Here is a 16,562-nt window from a genome sequence, read left to right as displayed (position 1 = left end):
GGCCTGGGCCCCTGAGATCCGGGAGCGTACGGCGGGGGATAGGGCGGTGGGTACGGCGGCGGGTAGGGCTGGTGGTGCTGGCCCGGGGGGTACGTCACGCGAGCGAGGCTAGCAAGACCACCGACGTATCATGGCGACCCGTGTCCCCCACCATCGGAGTCCTCGCCCTGCAGGGCGACGTCCGCGAGCACCGGCGAGCCCTCGAGAGCGCGGGAGCGCGAACGGTGCTCGTCCGACGCCCGCAGGAGCTCGCCGCCGTCGACGGCCTCGTGCTGCCGGGTGGCGAGTCGACCACCATCGACAAGCTGCTGCGCATCTTCGAGCTGTTCGAGCCGCTGCGCACCGCCATCGGGGACGGGCTGCCGGTGTACGGGTCGTGCGCCGGCATGATCCTCCTGGCCGACCGGGTGCTCGGCGGGACGGCGGACCAGCGGACCGTCGGGGGGATGGACGTGACCGTCCGGCGCAACGCGTTCGGGCGCCAGGTCGACTCCTTCGAGACGCAGCTCGACGTCGCGGGCGTGGAGGGTCCTGCCGTGCAGGCGGCGTTCATCCGCGCACCCTGGGTCGAGGAGGCGGGGGAGGGCGTCGAGGTGCTCGCCCGCATCCCGTCCACGGTCCCGGGCCCTGCCGCCGGTAGGATCGTCGCCATACGGCAGGGAACGCTGCTCGCCACCTCTTTCCACCCTGAGATCACGGGGGACACGCGTGTGCACGAGCTATTCGTCAGAATCGTGAAGGAGTAACAGCGGTATGTCAGGTCACTCCAAGTGGGCAACGACCAAGCACAAGAAGGCCGCGATCGACGCCAAGCGCGGCAAGCTGTTCGCGAAGCTCATCAAGAACATCGAGGTCGCCGCACGCACGGGAGGCGGTGACCTGGCGGGGAACCCGACGCTCTTCGACGCCGTGCAGAAGGCGAAGAAGTCCTCGGTCCCGAACGACAACATCGACCGCGCGGTCAAGCGCGGGTCCGGCCAGGAGGCCGGCGGCGCCGACTACCAGACCATCATGTACGAGGGCTACGGCTCGGGTGGCATCGCGGTCCTGGTGGAGTGTCTCACCGACAACCGCAACCGTGCGGCCGCCGAGGTCCGCACGGCGTTCTCCCGCAACGGCGGGCAGCTCGCCGACCCGGGATCGGTCTCCTACCTGTTCTCCCGCAAGGGTGTGGTGATCGTCCCGAAGGAGGGTACGACGGAGGACGCGGTCATGGAGGCCGTCCTCGAGGCCGGGGGCGAGGAGGTCACCGACCTCGGGGAGTCCTTCGAGGTCCTCAGCGAGGCCACGGACCTCGTGCCCGTGCGCACCGCGCTGCAGGACGCCGGGATCGACTACGACTCGGCCGACGTCGTGTTCCACCCGTCGATGCAGATCGAGGTCGACGTCGAGGGTGTGCGCAAGATCATGCGGCTCATCGACGCGCTCGAGGACAGCGACGACGTCCAGAACGTCTACGCGAACTTCGACGCTCCCGACGACGTCATGGCGCAGCTCGACGAGGACTGAGCCGGTCGGGGCCACCCGCGTGGCTCGTCGGATCAGCAGCGCGCGCGTGGGAGGCTGAGGCGTGCGCGTGCTCGGAGTGGACCCAGGACTGACCCGTTGCGGCATCGGGGTCGTCGACTCCCTGCCGGGGCGCCGTGCTGAGCTCGTCGCGGTCGGTGTGCTGACGAGCTCGCCGGACCTGTCCGTCGACCTGCGGCTCAAGCACATCGCGGACCGGCTCGACGTCTGGTTCGACGAGCACGTGCCCGACGTCGTCGCGGTCGAGCGGGTCTTCGCCCAGCACAACGTGAGCACCGTCATGGGCACCGCGCAGGTCGCCGGGCTGGCGATGGTCGCGGCGGCGCGTCGTGGCGCACCGGTCGCGATGCACACGCCGAGCGAGGTGAAGGCGGCGGTGACCGGTTCGGGGCGGGCGGGCAAGGAGCAGGTGCAGCGGATGGTCGCGAGCATCCTCGGCCTCGCCGAGCCGCCCCGCCCGGCGGATGCCGCGGACGCGCTCGCCCTCGCGATCTGCCACCTGTGGCGACCGGCGGGTGCGCTGCAGGGCGGCGACCGCCACGAGCTCACCCCGGCGCAGCGCGCCTGGGCCGCCGCCGAGCAGGCGGCGCGCCGCACTCGCCGCTAGCGCGAGGACGGCGCGCTCCGGGTTGCTACAGTGACCAACGTTCGTACAGGTGTTCGCCCGTGACCGGGCGTGCAGGAGCAGTCCGGGAGGACGTCAGGTGATCGCTTCGCTGGCCGGAGACGTGGTGAGCGTGCACCTCGACCGTGCGGTGCTCGAGGTCGGGGGTGTGGGATACCTCGTCCACGGCACGCCCGCGACGCTCTCGACGCTGCGCGTCGGCGCCCGGGCACGGCTCGCCACGTCTCTCGTCGTGCGCGAGGACTCGTTCACCCTCTACGGCTTCGTGGACGATGACGAGCGGGCTGTCTTCGAGGCCGTGCAGACCGTCAGCGGGGTGGGACCGCGCCTCGCGCTCGCGATGCTCGCGGCACACACCCCTGACGCCCTGCGTCGTGCCGTCGCGGGTGAGGACATCGCCGCGCTCGTGCGGGTGCCGGGCATCGGCCGCAAGGGTGCGCAGCGGATCGCCCTCGAGCTCGGCGACAAGCTCGGGCAGCCCACCACTGGCGCACCTGCTCAGATGTCCGTGGTCCGCAGCGACGACCGCCGCGAGCAGGTCGTCGCCGCGCTCGTCGGCCTCGGGTGGAACGCCAAGGCCGCCGAGGACGCGGTCGCCACCGTGCTCGCCGAGGCCGGGTCGGACGCCGTGGCGGAGGACGAGGTGGCGAGCGCCCTGCGGGCGGCGCTGCGCGTCCTGGGCGGCCCGCGTGGCTGAGTTCGACGACGTGGGCTACGGCGAGGAGGGCCCGGTGAGCTCCGAGCGGCTCGTCGCTGCCGGCTCCGACGACCTCGAGCGCGCCGCCGAGGCGGCGCTGCGGCCACGGCGGCTCGACGAGTTCGTCGGTCAGCTCGTGGTCCGTGACCAGCTCTCGCTCGTGCTGCAGGCCGCGCTCGCGCGCGGCGCGGTGCCCGACCACGTCCTGCTGTCCGGGCCGCCGGGGCTCGGGAAGACGACGCTGGCGATGATCATCGCCGCCGAGCTCGGCACGTCGATGCGGGTGACCTCCGGCCCTGCGATCCAGCATGCCGGTGATCTGGCCGCCGTGCTGTCCTCGCTCGAGGAGGGCGAGGTCCTCTTCATCGACGAGATCCACCGCCTCGCCCGGCCGGCCGAAGAGCTCCTGTACGTCGCGATGGAGGACTTCCGGGTCGACGTCGTCGTCGGCAAGGGCGCCGGGGCGAGCGCAATCCCGCTGAGTCTGCCGCCCTTCACCGTGGTCGGCGCCACGACACGGGCGGGCTTGCTCCCCGCGCCGCTGCGCGACCGGTTCGGGTTTACCGGGCACCTTGACTTCTACTCGAGCGACGAGCTCGAGCAGGTGCTGCGACGCTCGGCGAGACTGCTCGGAGTTCCGCTCGCCGACGACGCCGCCGTGGAGATCGCCGGTCGGTCTCGTGGCACTCCACGCATCGCGAACCGGTTGCTGCGGCGAGTCCGGGACTGGGCGCAGGTGCGCGGCGACGGGTCGCTCGACCTCGGTGCGGCGCGCTCGGCGCTCGAGGTGTACGAGGTCGACGTCATCGGCCTCGATCGCCTCGATCGTGCGGTCCTCACCGCCCTGTGCACCCGGTTCGGCGGCGGGCCGGTGGGCCTGACGACCCTCGCGGTAACAGTGGGCGAGGAGGCCGAGACGGTCGAGACCGTCGCCGAGCCCTACCTGGTGCGCGAGGGGCTGATCGGTCGGACGCCGCGGGGGCGCGTCGCCACGCCGGCCGCCTGGCAGCACCTCGGGCTCGTCCCGCCGTCGGCCGGTGGCTCGCTCTTCGACTGAGCAGCGTCCCGCGCCGGCGACGGGCCGGCCAAGTCGTGGGGACCGGATGTGACGGCAGGAGTGGGCTTAGACTGGCGAGACTCGGGCGTGGAGGGAACTCCAGGGCGTGACGGTTCGTTGGTGAACCGTGCGTGCGCCTAGACTGCCGCGCAGATCCCCGTACAGAACAGGACGTGTGAGACCCCCTCATGGAAATGATCATCATCCTTGCCCTCGCGGTCGGCGCGATGTTCCTCCTCACCAACCGCTCGCGCAAGCAGCAGCGTGAGGCCGCGAACTTCCGTGCCACGCTCGCGCCTGGCCAGGAGGTCATGACCGGTTCCGGCCTGTTCGGCACCGTCGTCGACGTCGACGAGGAGCGGGACATCATCACCATCGAGTCCACGCCGGGGAACCAGACCCGGTGGCTGCGGGCTGCGATCGCCAAGCTCGTCGAGCCGCCAGTGGTCGAGGAGGAGGACTCCGAGAGCGTGCTCGAGGACGACGCGGTGGCGGACCTCGAGCCGGACCCGTCGGTGACCACCACGGCGAAGGACGACGTGGACGTGCCCGACGACCTCTCGTCGCTCACCGGGACGACCGACACGACCGACGACAAGCGTCGGGAAGACGGCACGCAGAGCAAGTGACCCTCGCCGTGCCCTCTGCGGCACGGCGGCACCCCGCGCCATCGCACGCACGATGCCGCGCGCACGAGAAGAGACGGACAGTTGGCCACCTCCAGCACACGACGCGCGAGGCCCGCGCGGACCCTCGTCACGTTCGGCATCATCCTGCTCGCGCTCTTCGGCACCCTCTTCGCGGGTGTGTCGCTCGACGGGAAGTCCGAGGACAACCCGGGCGGCGCGAGCTGGGCACCCGGGCTGGCCCTCGACCTCGAGGGCGGCACCCAGCTCATCCTGGAGGCCGTCACGACCGACGGCTCTGATGTGACCGAGGAGACCATCACCCAGGCGATCGCGGTCATCCGGCAGCGTGTCGACTCCTCGGGCGTCGCCGAGGCCGAGATCACGAGCCAGGGCTCGCGCAACATCGTCGTCGGCATCCCCGGCGAGGTGAGCCAGGAGACCGTCGACCTGGTCGTGACGGCGGCGCAGATGCGTTTCCGCCCGGTGCTGGAGGTCGGGTTCCCGATGCCGGTCGACGCCCCCGAGGAGGAGGGTGACGAGTCGCAGGAGCCCGAGAGCGAGGAGAGCGCCACCGACGGTGACGCCACCGAGGACGCCACGACGGAGGACGACGCCGCCGCGGAGGACTCCGCGTCCGACGAGACGACCGAGGGCGCTGACGAGACGGTCGAGGACACCGAGGGCGCGGGCGATGGGACGCCGACCCCCACGGACCCGAGCGACCTCGCCCAGATCACGCCCGAGATCAGGGAGCAGTTCGACGCGCTCGACTGCACGCTCCCCGAGAACCAGGTCGGTGGCGGTGCCGACGTCACGGACGCACCCCTCGTGACCTGTGCCGAGGACGGCACGCTGAAGTACATCCTCGGACCGGTCGAGATCGAGGGTACGGAGATCACCAACGCCAGCTCCGGTCTGCGGGTCAACGAGGCGGGCGTCACCACCAACGAGTGGGTCGTCAACCTCGAGTTCAACTCGACCGGCGCCGTCGCGTTCCGCGACTCGACGTCGCGGTTGTCGTCGCTGCCCCCGCCGCAGAACGCGTTCGCGGTCGTTCTCGACGGACTGGTGGTCTCTGCGCCTTCACTGAGCGGGGTGATCCCCAACGGCCAGGCAGAGATCTCGGGGAGCTTCACGCGCGAGTCCGCGGCGACGCTGGCCAACCAGCTCAACTTCGGTGCGTTGCCGCTCAGCTTCGAGGTCCAGAGCCAGGAGCAGATCTCCGCGACGCTGGGTGGCGAGCAGCTGCGGAGCGGCCTCATCGCCGGTCTGATCGGCCTCGGCCTCATCGTGGTCTTCTTCATCGTGCAGTACCGGGCGCTCGGGCTCGTGACGGTCGCCTCGCTCGTGCTGGCCGGTGTGCTCACGTACGGTCTGATCGCGGTGCTGTCCTGGACCCAGGGCTACCGGTTGTCACTTCCTGGCGTCGCGGGGCTGATCGTCTCGGTCGGCATCATCTCCGACTCGTTCATCCTGTACTACGAGCGCATCCGGGACGAGATGCGCGACGGCCGTTCGCTCCAGTCCGCCGTGGAGAAGGGTTGGGAGCGCGCTCGCCGGACGATCCTCGCGTCGGACGCGGTGAACCTGCTGGCCGCGACCGTGCTCTACATGCTGTCCGTCGGTGGGGTGCGAGGCTTCGCCTTCACCCTGGGGCTCATGACGATCATCGACATCATCGTCGTCTTCCTCTTCACCTACCCGACGACCCGCCTGCTCGCGCGGACGCGCTTCTTCGCCAGCGGGCACCGGTGGTCCGGGCTCGACCCCCAGCAGCTCGGCGCGCGTGCACGCTACGTCGGCCGTGGGCGGTTCTCCGGGCCTGCGGAGCAGGATGAGCCGGCATACGGCTCGGCCCCGGCGGCGTCGCGCGCCGACGAGCAGGAGGTCCAGGACGCGCCGACCGGCACCGCTCCTGCTCGACCCCGGCGTGAGCCCGTGCCCGCCGGCGCGCGCTCGACCTCGACGCCCCGGCCGGACGGTCCCCGGTTGACCATCGCCGAACGCCGTGCGGCGGAGCGCCGCGCGGCAGCCGAACGTGACGCCGCCGGCGCGGCCGACGCCGAGACCGAGGAGAAGCGCTGATGGCCGCAGGATTCACGCAGTGGAGCAACGACCTCTACACGGGGCGCAAGTCCTACCAGATCGTCCCCAGGCGTCGGCGGTACTACGTCATCGCCGCGGTGACCATCGTGCTCGCCGCGATCATCATGCTCGTGCGGCCCTTCAACCTCGGCATCGAGTTCCGGGGCGGCTCGGAGTTCGTGGTCTCCGGGGTCACGGAGACCACCGAGCAGATCGCCCTCGACGCCGTCGCGACGGTCTCCCCCGAGATCCCGCGTGTCTCGACGCTCGGCGCGGACGGCGTCCGCGTCCAGACGGAGGAGCTCTCGACCGCGGAGGTGTCCGAGGTCGCCCAGGCGCTCGCTTCCGGGTACGGCGTCGCGGTGGGCGAGGTGACGACGTCGTTCATCGGCCCGTCGTGGGGTGAGGACGTGTCGCAGAAGGCCCTCGTGGCACTGCTGGTCTTCATCGTGTTCGTGTCGATCGTCATGACGTTGTACTTCCGGAACTGGCGCATGGCGGTCGCCGCCCTGCTGGCGCTCTTCAGCGACCTCATGTTCACCGCCGGGATCTATGCACTCATCGGGTGGGAGGTCACCCCGGCGACGGTGATCGGCTTCCTGACGATCCTCGGGTACTCGATCTACGACACGGTCGTGGTGTTCGACAAGGTCCGGGAGAACACGGCGGGAATCCTCAACCAGACGCGGTCGACGTACGCCGAGCGGGCGAACCTCGCTGTCAACCAGACGATGGTGCGCTCGATCAACACGACGGTCACCGCGCTCCTGCCCGTCGCAGCGATCCTCTTCATCGGTGCGTTCATCCTGGGCGCAGGCACGCTCCGCGACATCTCGCTCGCGCTCTTCGTGGGACTCGCGGTCGGTGCGTACTCGTCGATCTTCCTGGCGACGCCGCTGGAGGTCTCGCTGCGCGAGCGCGAGCCGGCGATCGCCGAGCACACGCGTGAGGTGCTGCGCCTGCGCGCGGAGCAGCTCGAGGCAGGAGAGGGCGCGGACCCCGACGCTGTGCTCGCTGCGGCCGGGGTGGAGGGATCGCGTCAGGTGCAGCCCGGGGTGCGTCGGGCGAACGCGGCGCAGCCGCGCAAGCGCCGGCGGTGAGCGCTCCCGGTCTCCGGGGCACCGGCCTGGCCGGGCTCTCCCCGGAGCGTGAGCGCGAGGTGCTCGACCTCGTCCGCCCCGTGCAGGACTACCCGAGTCCCGGTGTCACGTTCCGCGACATCACGCCGCTGCTGGCCGACCCGGTGGCGTTCCGCGACGTCATCACGGCCCTCGCGGAGCGTGTCGGGGACGAGATCGACCTCGTCGCCGGCATGGAGGCCCGCGGGTTCCTCGTGGGCTCGCCGTTGGCGAGCCACCTCGGCGTCGGGTTCGTCCCGGTGCGGAAGGCAGGCAAGCTCCCGCCACCGACGCAGGCCATCACCTACGACCTCGAGTACGGCACGGCGACGATCGAGCTGCGCGCGGGAACACTCACCCCCGGTGCGCGTGTTCTCCTGGTGGACGACGTCCTGGCCACCGGCGGCACGGCGGCCGCTGGCGCGCAGCTGGTCGAGCGGTGCGGCGGCGAGGTCGTGGCGCTGGCGTTCCTCCTCGAGATCGACGGTCTCGGGGGACGCGAACGACTCGGCGGCCGGTCGGTGGACGCGCTCCTGCGGACGGGGTCGTAGGATTGCCACTCCGGACGGCGTCCGTCGTCGGGTTCGGCGAGCCCGGGCCGTAGGAGCAGGTGAGCGACCGCACGGAAGGAGGCGCGGATGAGCGAGGACACGCGCACGTCGCGCCCCGCGAACGACGCCGTGCCGTCGTCGGGTGCTCGCGTGCGTTCGCGCCTGGTGCGGTTCGGCGTGCGGGGGGCGAGCGGTACGCCCGCTCTGGAACCGTTGCTGCAGGCCGTGCGAACCAACCACCCGAAGTCCGACCTGTCGGTGATCGAGCGCGCCTACGAGACCGCGGAGCGCGCCCACCGGGGCCAGACGCGCAAGAGCGGTGACCCGTACATCACGCATCCCGTCGCCGTCTCGACCATCCTCGCGGAGCTCGGGTTCGACGGGTCCACCCTCGCGGCCTCCCTGCTCCACGACACCGTGGAGGACACCGAGTACTCGCTGGACCAGCTGCGGAGAGACTTCGGCGACGAGATCGCGATGCTCGTCGACGGTGTCACCAAGCTCGACAAGGTCACCTATGGCGACGCGGCGCAGGCCGAGACGGTGCGCAAGATGGTCGTGGCGATGGCGCGCGACATCCGTGTGCTCGTGATCAAGCTCGCCGACCGCCTGCACAACGCCCGCACCTGGAAGTACGTGTCGTCGGCGTCCGCCGAGCGCAAGGCGCGCGAGACCCTGGAGATCTACGCTCCGCTCGCGCACCGGCTCGGGATGAACACGATCAAGTGGGAGCTGGAGGACCTGTCCTTCCAGGCCTTGTACCCCAAGGTCTACGACGAGATCGTGCACCTCGTCGCGGAGCGGGCGCCAGCGCGCGAGGAGTACCTCGCCGTCGTCCGCGAGCAGGTCACGGCAGACCTGCGCTCCGCGAAGATCAAAGCGACCGTCTCGGGTCGCCCCAAGCACTATTACTCGATCTACCAGAAGATGATCGTCCGCGGCCACGACTTCGCGGAGATCTACGACCTGGTCGGTACCCGGGTCCTCGTCGACTCGGTGCGGGACTGCTACGCGGCGCTCGGCGCGCTGCACGCGCGGTGGAACCCCGTCCCGGGTCGGTTCAAGGACTACATCGCGATGCCGAAGTTCAACATGTACCAGTCGTTGCACACGACGGTGATCGGGCCGGGTGGCAAGCCCGTCGAGATCCAGATCCGTACGCACGAGATGCACCGGCGCGCCGAGTACGGTGTCGCGGCGCACTGGAAGTACAAGGAGATCGCCAAGACGGGCCCCAAGACGGACGAGAAGTCCGGGGCCGGGAACAGCGACATGCAGTGGCTCCGCCAGCTCGTCGACTGGCAGCGTGAGACCGCGGACCCGGCGGAGTTCCTCGACTCCCTGCGCTTCGAGATCGGCGGCGCAGAGGTCTACGTCTTCACGCCCAAGGGCGACGTCATCGCGCTGCCCGCGGGCTCGACGCCCGTCGACTTCGCCTACGCCGTGCACACCGAGGTCGGCCACCGCACGATGGGCGCCCGCGTCAACGGTCGGCTCGTGCCGCTCGACTCGACGCTGGACAACGGTGACGTGGTCGACGTCCTGACGTCGAAGTCCGAGACGGCGGGGCCGAGCCGTGACTGGTTGGCGTTCGTCAAGAGCCCTCGTGCCCGGAACAAGATCCGCCAGTGGTTCTCCAAGGAGCGCCGCGAGGAGGCGGTCGAGCACGGCAAGGACGCGATCGCCAAGGCGATGCGCAAGCAGAACCTGCCGATCCAGCGCCTGCTGTCCCACGAGTCGCTCGTCGCCCTCGCCAACGAGATGCGGTTCGCGGACGTGTCCTCCCTGTACGCCGCCATCGGCGAGGGGCAGGTCTCGGCGGCGAACGTCGTCTCGAAGCTGGTCCACTCGATGGGCGGTGACGACGGCACGATCGAGGACGTCGCGGAGACCGCACGGCCCGGCCAGACGGCGCGTCGCGTGCGCACGGGCGACCCGGGCGTGGTCGTCAAGGGTGTCGACGACATCTGGGTGAAGCTCGCCAAGTGCTGCACGCCGGTCCCTGGCGACGAGATCATCGGCTTCATCACGCGCGGGCAGGGTGTGAGCATCCACCGCGCCGACTGCGGCAACGTGGTGGGTCTGCGCCACCAGCCCGAGCGGATCGTCGACGTGGCGTGGACGACGGGCAGCAACACCTGGTTCCTCGTCCAGATCCAGGTCGAGGCGCTCGACCGCTCGCGCCTGCTGTCGGACGTCACGCGGGTGCTGTCAGACCACCACGTGAACATCCTCTCGGCGACGGTCTCGACGTCCAACGACCGGGTCGCGCTGTCGAAGTTCGTCTTCGAGATGGCGGAGCCCGGACACCTCGCGACCGTGTTGTCGGCGGTGCGCAAGGTCGACGGCGTGTTCGACGTCTACCGGCTCACGGGCACCAAGGCGAACCAGGCCCCCGAGCTGCCCGTCTGAGCACGTCGGCGGTTCGGACGGTGGTCCGCGCCGAGCGGTGGCAGCATCGGTGCATGGACCTGCCTGTGATGCCCCCGGTGCTGCCGATGCTCGCGAAGTCCGTGCCCCGCATCCCTGACGGTGCGGCCGGTGAGTACGTCTACGAACCCAAGTGGGACGGCTTCCGCTGTCTCGTCTACCGCGACGGCGACGCCGTGCGCCTCGACTCGCGCAGCGCGAAGCCGATGGAGCGCTACTTCCCCGACGTGGTCGCGGCGGTGCTGGCCGAGCTCCCCGAGCGGTGCGTGGTCGACGCCGAGATCGTGCTCGCGCAGGCGGGGCGCCTCGAGTTCGAGGCGCTGTCCCAGCGGATCCACCCGGCCGATTCCCGGGTCCGGCTGCTCGCCGAGCAGACGCCGGCGGCCCTCGTCGTGTTCGACGTGCTCGCGCTCGGGGACGACGACGTCAGCGGGGAGCCGCTCGCCCGCCGTCAGGAGCTGCTGGACGACCTGGGCCTCGTCGGTCCCCGGGTGCACGCCACGCCCCGCACCCGTGACGCCCGGATCGCGCAGGAGTGGTTCGAGACCTTCGAGGGCGCGGGCCTCGACGGTGTGATGGCGAAGCCGCTCGCCGACGCCTACCAGCCGAACAAGCGGTCGATGCTGAAGATCAAGCACGCGCGGACCGCCGACGTCGTCCTCGCCGGGTACCGGCTGCACAAGACCTCGACCGATGCGAACCCGCTGGTGGGGTCGCTGCTGCTCGGTCTCCACGACGAGCAGGGGCAGCTGCAGTTCGTCGGTGTCGCGGCCGCGTTCAGCGCGGCCCGTCGCGCCGAGCTGGCCGCCGAGCTGGCGCCGCTCGTGGTCGATCCGGGCACCGCCGCGGCGGACGCGCACCCGTGGTCCGGCTGGCAGAACCCGGCGGGGGAGCGGATGCCCGGTGCGGTCTCGCGGTGGAGCTCGGGCAAGGACCTGTCGTTCACGCCGCTGGCGCCCGAGCGGGTCCTCGAGGTCGCGTACGACCACATGGAGGGCTCCAGGTTCCGGCACACCGCGCAGTTCCGCCGTTGGCGCGAGGACCGCACTCCCGAGTCGTGCACGTACGACCAGCTCGAGGAACCGGTGCGCTACGACCTCACCGGTCTGCTGCCCGGGGCGCCCGGCGTGCGCTGAGGCCGCGGCTCGTGGGCGGGGCGGTGCGGCGCGTGTCAGTGCGGCCGCTCGCGGTCCCTGCTCGGCTGGACCCGCTTCGGCTCGCCCGGCATCTTCGGGGTGCTGAACCGCTCAGCGCTGTGCGGACCAGCGGAAACGTTGCGTTCGGTGGCTAGCCGATCTAGCGCTGTGGTCGAGGTTATCGGGAGTGCCTACCCGGCCTCGTAACAGAGCGGCCCGCCAGGTGCTTCAACACCTGACGGGCCTAGGCGAGAGACCTTGCAGGAGGTCGCTGCCATGTCCCACGAGCCTACCGCGCGCGATAGCTTCGACGACGACGTCACCGCGCTTCTCGACTACGAGCACGCCGTGACGGACGTCCTCGCACTCGTCGGGCGAGACTCCCGCCGTACCGGCCCGACGTACCCGCGCGGCGACGCCGGACGCGGTGTCCTCGCCGCTCACCTCGTGTCCGACTGCGGACGGCTGGCTGTCCGGATCGTCGACGAGCACCCGACCGCCACCGTGGTCGCCGCGTTGCTCCCCCTCGATGGATATCTCACCACTGGGCAGCCGGACGTGGTGCTCTGCGACGCGGACCACGTGTTGTGCGCGGCCGGCTACCACCGAACGACGGCTTGGGACGCGGGGGACACGGGGGGACTGCCGCTCGCGCTCGTCGAGCCGCTGCCCGACCTCGCGGCGCCACCGTGGGCACGAGCCACCGACGTGCTTCCGCTGGACGACGACGGCCGCGTGCTGGTCACGTTCGAGCGGTCGTTCGGAACCGCGGCCGGCGTCGATCTGTGGGTCGGCGTCGAGACCGTCGTGGACGCGGACACGTGCGCATCGTCCGGGCCGTTCGTCGGTGTCCAGATCGACCGGGACACGCTGTCCGCGATGGACGCCCGCGACCTCGCGGCCCGGCTCACTCGTGCAGCCGACGTCGTCGACCCGCGTACGGCCGGCGGTGCAGCGTGAGTGCCCAGTGGGACGGTGGCGTCGAGCACTCGGAGGCAGCGCGACCACGAGGCGGGAGAGCGGCGACCGCCGCACCCCGACTGTCTGTCGCGTGGACAGAGGCCCTGGACAACTGGACGGAGGCGATGCGTGGCGAGGGCCGGGCCGCTTCGACCATCGCCGCTCGTGTGAAGTACATGCGCGGGTTCGCCCGCGACACCGGCGCGGCGGACCCGTGGTCGATCGTGCTCGACGACATGACGCAGTGGGTCGCGTCCCGTGCCGGAACCGACAAGAGCGCCTACAGCTACCGGCAGGCACTACGCACGTTCTACGGCTGGGCGACGCATGCCGGGTACCTGAAGATCAACCCGGCGGAATTCCTAGACGCGGCGAACGGCGGACGCCCTCGGGCGCGGCGGCAGGCCCGTCCGCTCGGGTCCTCAGGTCCGCTACCAGCCTGGACACCGGCCGGATGGGAAGCCGCGATCGTCGAGTGGAACGCGGAGCAGCGTGCACGTGGAATCTCGCGCGAGACCATCTGCACGCAGTCGTCCTACGTGCGACGCCTTGCTCGCGCTCACGCACACCGCGACCCGTTCGACGTCACATTCCTTGACCTCGTGGGGTGGCTCGCGGAGCACCACGGTTGGGCAGCTGAGACCCGCCGCTCCGCCCGGTCTGCCCTGCGCAGCTTCTACCGCTGGGCGCACGAACGAGGACACATCGTCGACGACCCCGCTCGCCCCCTTCCCCCCGTGGCGTCGAGGGCACCGATGCCAAGGCCAGCCTCCGAGACAGCCGTGCACTTCGCGGTGCTCACAGCCGATCCGCGTGCACGCGTCATGGTCCGTCTCGCCGCCGAGCTCGGCATGCGGCGTCGCGAGGTCGCCCAGGTCCATTCGCGGGATCTGCTTCGGCTCGACGAAGGCTGGTCCATCGTCGTGCACGGCAAGGGCGCCCGGCCGCGCGTGCTTCCGCTGCACGACGAACTCGCCGCCGAGCTGAAGGCTCTGCCCGATGGGTACGCGTTCCCAAGCCGTGGCGGTGGGCATCTTTCGCCCCGGTGGGTGGGCAAGATCATCGCCGCGCTCCTGCCGGACGGCGTCACGATGCACGCGCTGAGACACCGATTCGCGACACGCGCCTACGAGCAGACACGTGACGTGTTCGTCGTCCAGCAGCTCCTGGGGCACTCCAAGCCGGAGACGACACGCCGGTACGTCGAGGTCGCCGACGATCGCCTGCGGGCGGCCGTCGTCGGGCTCGCTCACGCCACCACGCGCAGCGCCCAACCAGTCGGCGCGAGGTAGTGCGGCAGGACCACACCGGGACGGCTACGGCCGTCCCGGTAGCCCCTCGCACCCGCGCGCGCACCACGCGCGGTCTCTGGTGGTCGGTCGAGGTCGCACCCGGCTCTTACGCGCGGGTCGTCGCGTGGACCTCACGGGATGCGCAGCGCGCGGCCGTCGAGCGCGCAGCAACGGCCATGCCGTGGCGATCACCACGCCGCGCGTCGTTCCTCGCCGTCGTGCTCGAGCTCGTCGCCGTAGCCGACCCGCACACCGGCCGTGACGTCACGATCAGCGCCAGCACCCTCGCGACCCGCACCGGCGTCAGCGTGCGCACCGTGTTCCGCCGCCTCGCGGACGCCCGATCCGCCGGCCTCCTCGTCGACGTCGCCCGCGGCCGACACACGACCCGCAACGAGCGCGAGCGCGCCCAGACTGCCACCGGCCGCACCGTGCGTAGGTTCGCCACCGTCCGGGTACTCACGCACCCCGCGGGCGTTGTTGTCACCCCTACCCGCTCACGAAGTGAGCCGGGTACGTCCAGTGAACTCACATCACCAAGCGCGCGACGCGCGAGGACGAACAGCCCTCGACGACCACGGCCAGCGGCGCGAGCGCCGCGACCGATCCACGTGCAGCGCGAGGCCGCCCGCCTTGCCGCTGCCTGGCCCTGGCTCGCACCGGCTGGCAGCGCCCACATCGGCGCCGTCGCCGCCGTCCTCGAAGACCACGCCCTAGCCGCACGTGAGGTCGTTGAACTCGTCGACAACTGGCATGCCGTCAATCGGCGGCCTGCCCTCGGACGCGCTGCGTCTCAGCCGTTGGCTTGGCTCATCTGGGCGCTCGACCAGGCACGTGCTGCCGGGCACACCACCTCGGCCGAACGTCATGCCCGTGACGCTACTGAGCGCGCGAATCGAGCTTCGCGCCGGGCGGTCGAGCGCGCAGCGGATTCTCGGCGACGAGTCACCGCCGACAGTGCGGCTGCGCGAGAGGCCCGGCGGGCGATACGTGCGGTCCTCGCCACGTCGACACGACCTGAGACGCGAAAGTGATCAACACGGCCTAGGTTCGACGTACGGCATGTACAGCTGGGCCCGGATGCACCCCTACGATGGGCCGTACGGCGCTTGAGACCACGACCAGGGAGGGCGAGCGATGGCGCAGGACCCCCGATATGACGTCCCGATCTACACCATCGCGGAGGCGTCCACGCACCTACGGCTCCCACCCGAAACTCTCCGTCGCTGGGTGCAGCGTGGTGACCTCATTACAACGCTGGCACCTGAGACGCCGAACGCTCCGCGCCTCCCCTTCGTCGCACTCGCTGAAGCCCAGTTCTACAATCAGCTTCGACGAGACGGGCTCACCTTCAACGCGATCACAACCGGGATGGCCGCGGTTCGCCGCCAACTCGGTGACAAGATGCTGCGTCAGGGAGTGCTTGCCCACAACGGTGTCGACATCCTCATGAGGCTCGCCGACGACGCTGCGGCCGCCGAGTGGCGACGGGCTCGTGACGGCCAAGGTGGCCTTGAAGGCGTGATCGAGCGCGGCCTCAAGCCGATCAGCTGGGACGCGGATGGCCTCCCAGCTCGTGTGCGCCTCACCGCATACGAGGGCGCTGACGTCGTCGTCGATCCCCGTTTCGCATTCGGGAAGCCTATCCTCGCTGAGCGCGGCGTCCGCGCGGCTGACATCGTCGATCTCTTCCTAGCAGGAGACTCGGTGTTCGACGTGGCTGCGGAGTTCGGCGTCGACCTTGCAACGGTCGAGTCGCTAGTCCGTACACATGGTCGAGCCGCCTAGCATTCTCGTCGACCGCAGCCTCGGGACCAATGCGGTACCGGCCGTCTTCCGGAACGCAGGGTTCCACACGCTGACGATCGACGACGTCTTCGGACCGCGGCCCGTCCCTGACACCGAGTGGATCGAGCTTGCAGACGACAATGGGATGGTCGTCGTCTGCAAGGACAACAAGATCCGCACGAACCCGCTCGAACGCCAGGCACTCTTCAACTCATCGATCCGCGTCTTCTGCCTAACCAACGGGCACCTCGGGGTAGCCGAGCAAGCGGAGCGCTTTGAGCAGAACATGACGCGCATCAGGCGGCGCCTACGCACGCAAGGCGGCCGTCCGTGGGTGTACGCCGTTCACGCGACCGAGCTCCGTCGTCTGCACCTCTACCAGCCGTAAGCAACGGCCGTGCATTTTGTCCTGAGCAAAGCCTGGAGATCAGCGGCGCTCGTACGGAGACGGCGGCTACCCGACCTCCGACGTGATCCCGAGGACGATTGGCGCCCTTCCAGGTCAGACAGGTTTTTTCTGGCCGGCTCAGGGGAGGGACGGACAGAGGGCGCGGGGTGTCCAGGGTCGCTCTGCCTTAAAGAAGCGGCCAGGTGAACAGACAGGCGGTGTCGGGGGGCCCCGCCGCCCGGCGGGCCGGGCCCCCCCCCCCCCGCCGCCCCCCCCCCG

The 16,562-nt window shown here is 70.5% G+C and carries 16 protein-coding genes; 15 read left to right on the top strand and 1 reads right to left on the bottom strand.

Features of this window, described 5'->3' with window-relative positions; all coding sequences use genetic code 11:
* Positions 1-140 precede the first annotated feature (140 nt).
* From pdxT to OHL10_RS06200, 13 genes are all read left to right on the top strand, one after another.
* Entirely contained in the window at positions 141-746 is a 606-nt protein-coding gene (pdxT, locus tag OHL10_RS06260) for a pyridoxal 5'-phosphate synthase glutaminase subunit PdxT (RefSeq protein ID WP_265521317.1), read from the top strand.
* Between the two features lie 7 nt (positions 747-753).
* Complete coding sequence (locus OHL10_RS06255) at positions 754-1,509, top strand: YebC/PmpR family DNA-binding transcriptional regulator (RefSeq protein ID WP_265521316.1); 756 nt, start codon at positions 754-756, stop codon at positions 1,507-1,509.
* Positions 1,510-1,570: 61 nt separating this feature from the next.
* Positions 1,571-2,134 carry a crossover junction endodeoxyribonuclease RuvC gene (ruvC, locus tag OHL10_RS06250; protein WP_265521315.1) on the top strand — a complete coding sequence of 188 codons (564 nt, stop codon included), beginning with the start codon at positions 1,571-1,573 and terminating at the stop codon, positions 2,132-2,134.
* A 97-nt stretch (positions 2,135-2,231) separates the two neighbouring features.
* On the top strand, positions 2,232-2,849 hold the full coding sequence (ruvA, locus tag OHL10_RS06245) for a Holliday junction branch migration protein RuvA (protein WP_265521314.1): 618 nt from the start codon (positions 2,232-2,234) through the stop codon (positions 2,847-2,849).
* Positions 2,842-3,906: a Holliday junction branch migration DNA helicase RuvB gene (gene ruvB / locus OHL10_RS06240; protein WP_265521313.1), complete on the top strand. Its 1,065-nt coding sequence runs from the start codon at positions 2,842-2,844 to the stop codon at positions 3,904-3,906. The genes ruvA and ruvB overlap by 8 nt, the downstream gene beginning before the upstream one ends.
* A gap of 188 nt (positions 3,907-4,094) precedes the next feature.
* A complete protein-coding gene (gene yajC, locus OHL10_RS06235) occupies positions 4,095-4,535 on the top strand; it encodes a preprotein translocase subunit YajC (RefSeq protein ID WP_265521312.1) in 441 nt (146 codons plus the stop codon).
* Between the two features lie 81 nt (positions 4,536-4,616).
* Complete coding sequence (secD, locus tag OHL10_RS06230; RefSeq protein ID WP_265521311.1) at positions 4,617-6,620, top strand: protein translocase subunit SecD; 2,004 nt, start codon at positions 4,617-4,619, stop codon at positions 6,618-6,620.
* Positions 6,620-7,720: a protein translocase subunit SecF gene (gene secF, locus OHL10_RS06225; RefSeq protein WP_265521310.1), complete on the top strand. Its 1,101-nt coding sequence runs from the start codon at positions 6,620-6,622 to the stop codon at positions 7,718-7,720. The genes secD and secF overlap by 1 nt, the downstream gene beginning before the upstream one ends.
* The gene (locus OHL10_RS06220; RefSeq protein WP_265521309.1) at positions 7,717-8,289 is read left to right on the top strand and encodes an adenine phosphoribosyltransferase; all 573 of its coding nucleotides are present in this window, start codon (positions 7,717-7,719) and stop codon (positions 8,287-8,289) included. Before secF ends, OHL10_RS06220 begins: the two co-directional genes overlap by 4 nt.
* Before the next feature lie 87 nt (positions 8,290-8,376).
* On the top strand, positions 8,377-10,701 hold the full coding sequence (locus OHL10_RS06215) for a RelA/SpoT family protein (protein WP_265521308.1): 2,325 nt from the start codon (positions 8,377-8,379) through the stop codon (positions 10,699-10,701).
* A gap of 53 nt (positions 10,702-10,754) precedes the next feature.
* Positions 10,755-11,855 carry an ATP-dependent DNA ligase gene (locus tag OHL10_RS06210; RefSeq protein WP_265521307.1) on the top strand — a complete coding sequence of 367 codons (1,101 nt, stop codon included), beginning with the start codon at positions 10,755-10,757 and terminating at the stop codon, positions 11,853-11,855.
* Between the two features lie 276 nt (positions 11,856-12,131).
* Positions 12,132-12,815: a hypothetical protein gene (locus tag OHL10_RS06205; protein WP_265521306.1), complete on the top strand. Its 684-nt coding sequence runs from the start codon at positions 12,132-12,134 to the stop codon at positions 12,813-12,815.
* 125 nt (positions 12,816-12,940) lie between these two features.
* Entirely contained in the window at positions 12,941-14,107 is a 1,167-nt protein-coding gene (locus OHL10_RS06200) for a tyrosine-type recombinase/integrase (RefSeq protein ID WP_265521305.1), read from the top strand.
* A gap of 188 nt (positions 14,108-14,295) precedes the next feature.
* Here the strand turns inward: OHL10_RS06200 and OHL10_RS06195 are convergent, their stop codons facing one another.
* Positions 14,296-14,574, bottom strand: a complete 279-nt coding sequence (locus OHL10_RS06195) for a hypothetical protein (protein WP_265521304.1) — start codon at positions 14,572-14,574, stop codon at positions 14,296-14,298.
* A gap of 670 nt (positions 14,575-15,244) precedes the next feature.
* On the opposite strand from OHL10_RS06195, the gene OHL10_RS06190 reads away from it, so the two are divergent.
* Positions 15,245-15,895, top strand: a complete 651-nt coding sequence (locus OHL10_RS06190) for a DUF433 domain-containing protein (protein ID WP_265521303.1) — start codon at positions 15,245-15,247, stop codon at positions 15,893-15,895.
* A complete protein-coding gene (locus OHL10_RS06185) occupies positions 15,879-16,283 on the top strand; it encodes a PIN-like domain-containing protein (RefSeq protein ID WP_265521302.1) in 405 nt (134 codons plus the stop codon). The genes OHL10_RS06190 and OHL10_RS06185 overlap by 17 nt, the downstream gene beginning before the upstream one ends.
* Positions 16,284-16,562: the final 279 nt, after the last annotated feature.

The sequence above is a fragment of the Oerskovia flava genome, from assembly GCF_026163685.1.
GTDB lineage: Bacteria > Actinomycetota > Actinomycetes > Actinomycetales > Cellulomonadaceae > Oerskovia_A > Oerskovia_A flava.
This window is presented reverse-complemented; position numbering and strand designations above follow the sequence as displayed.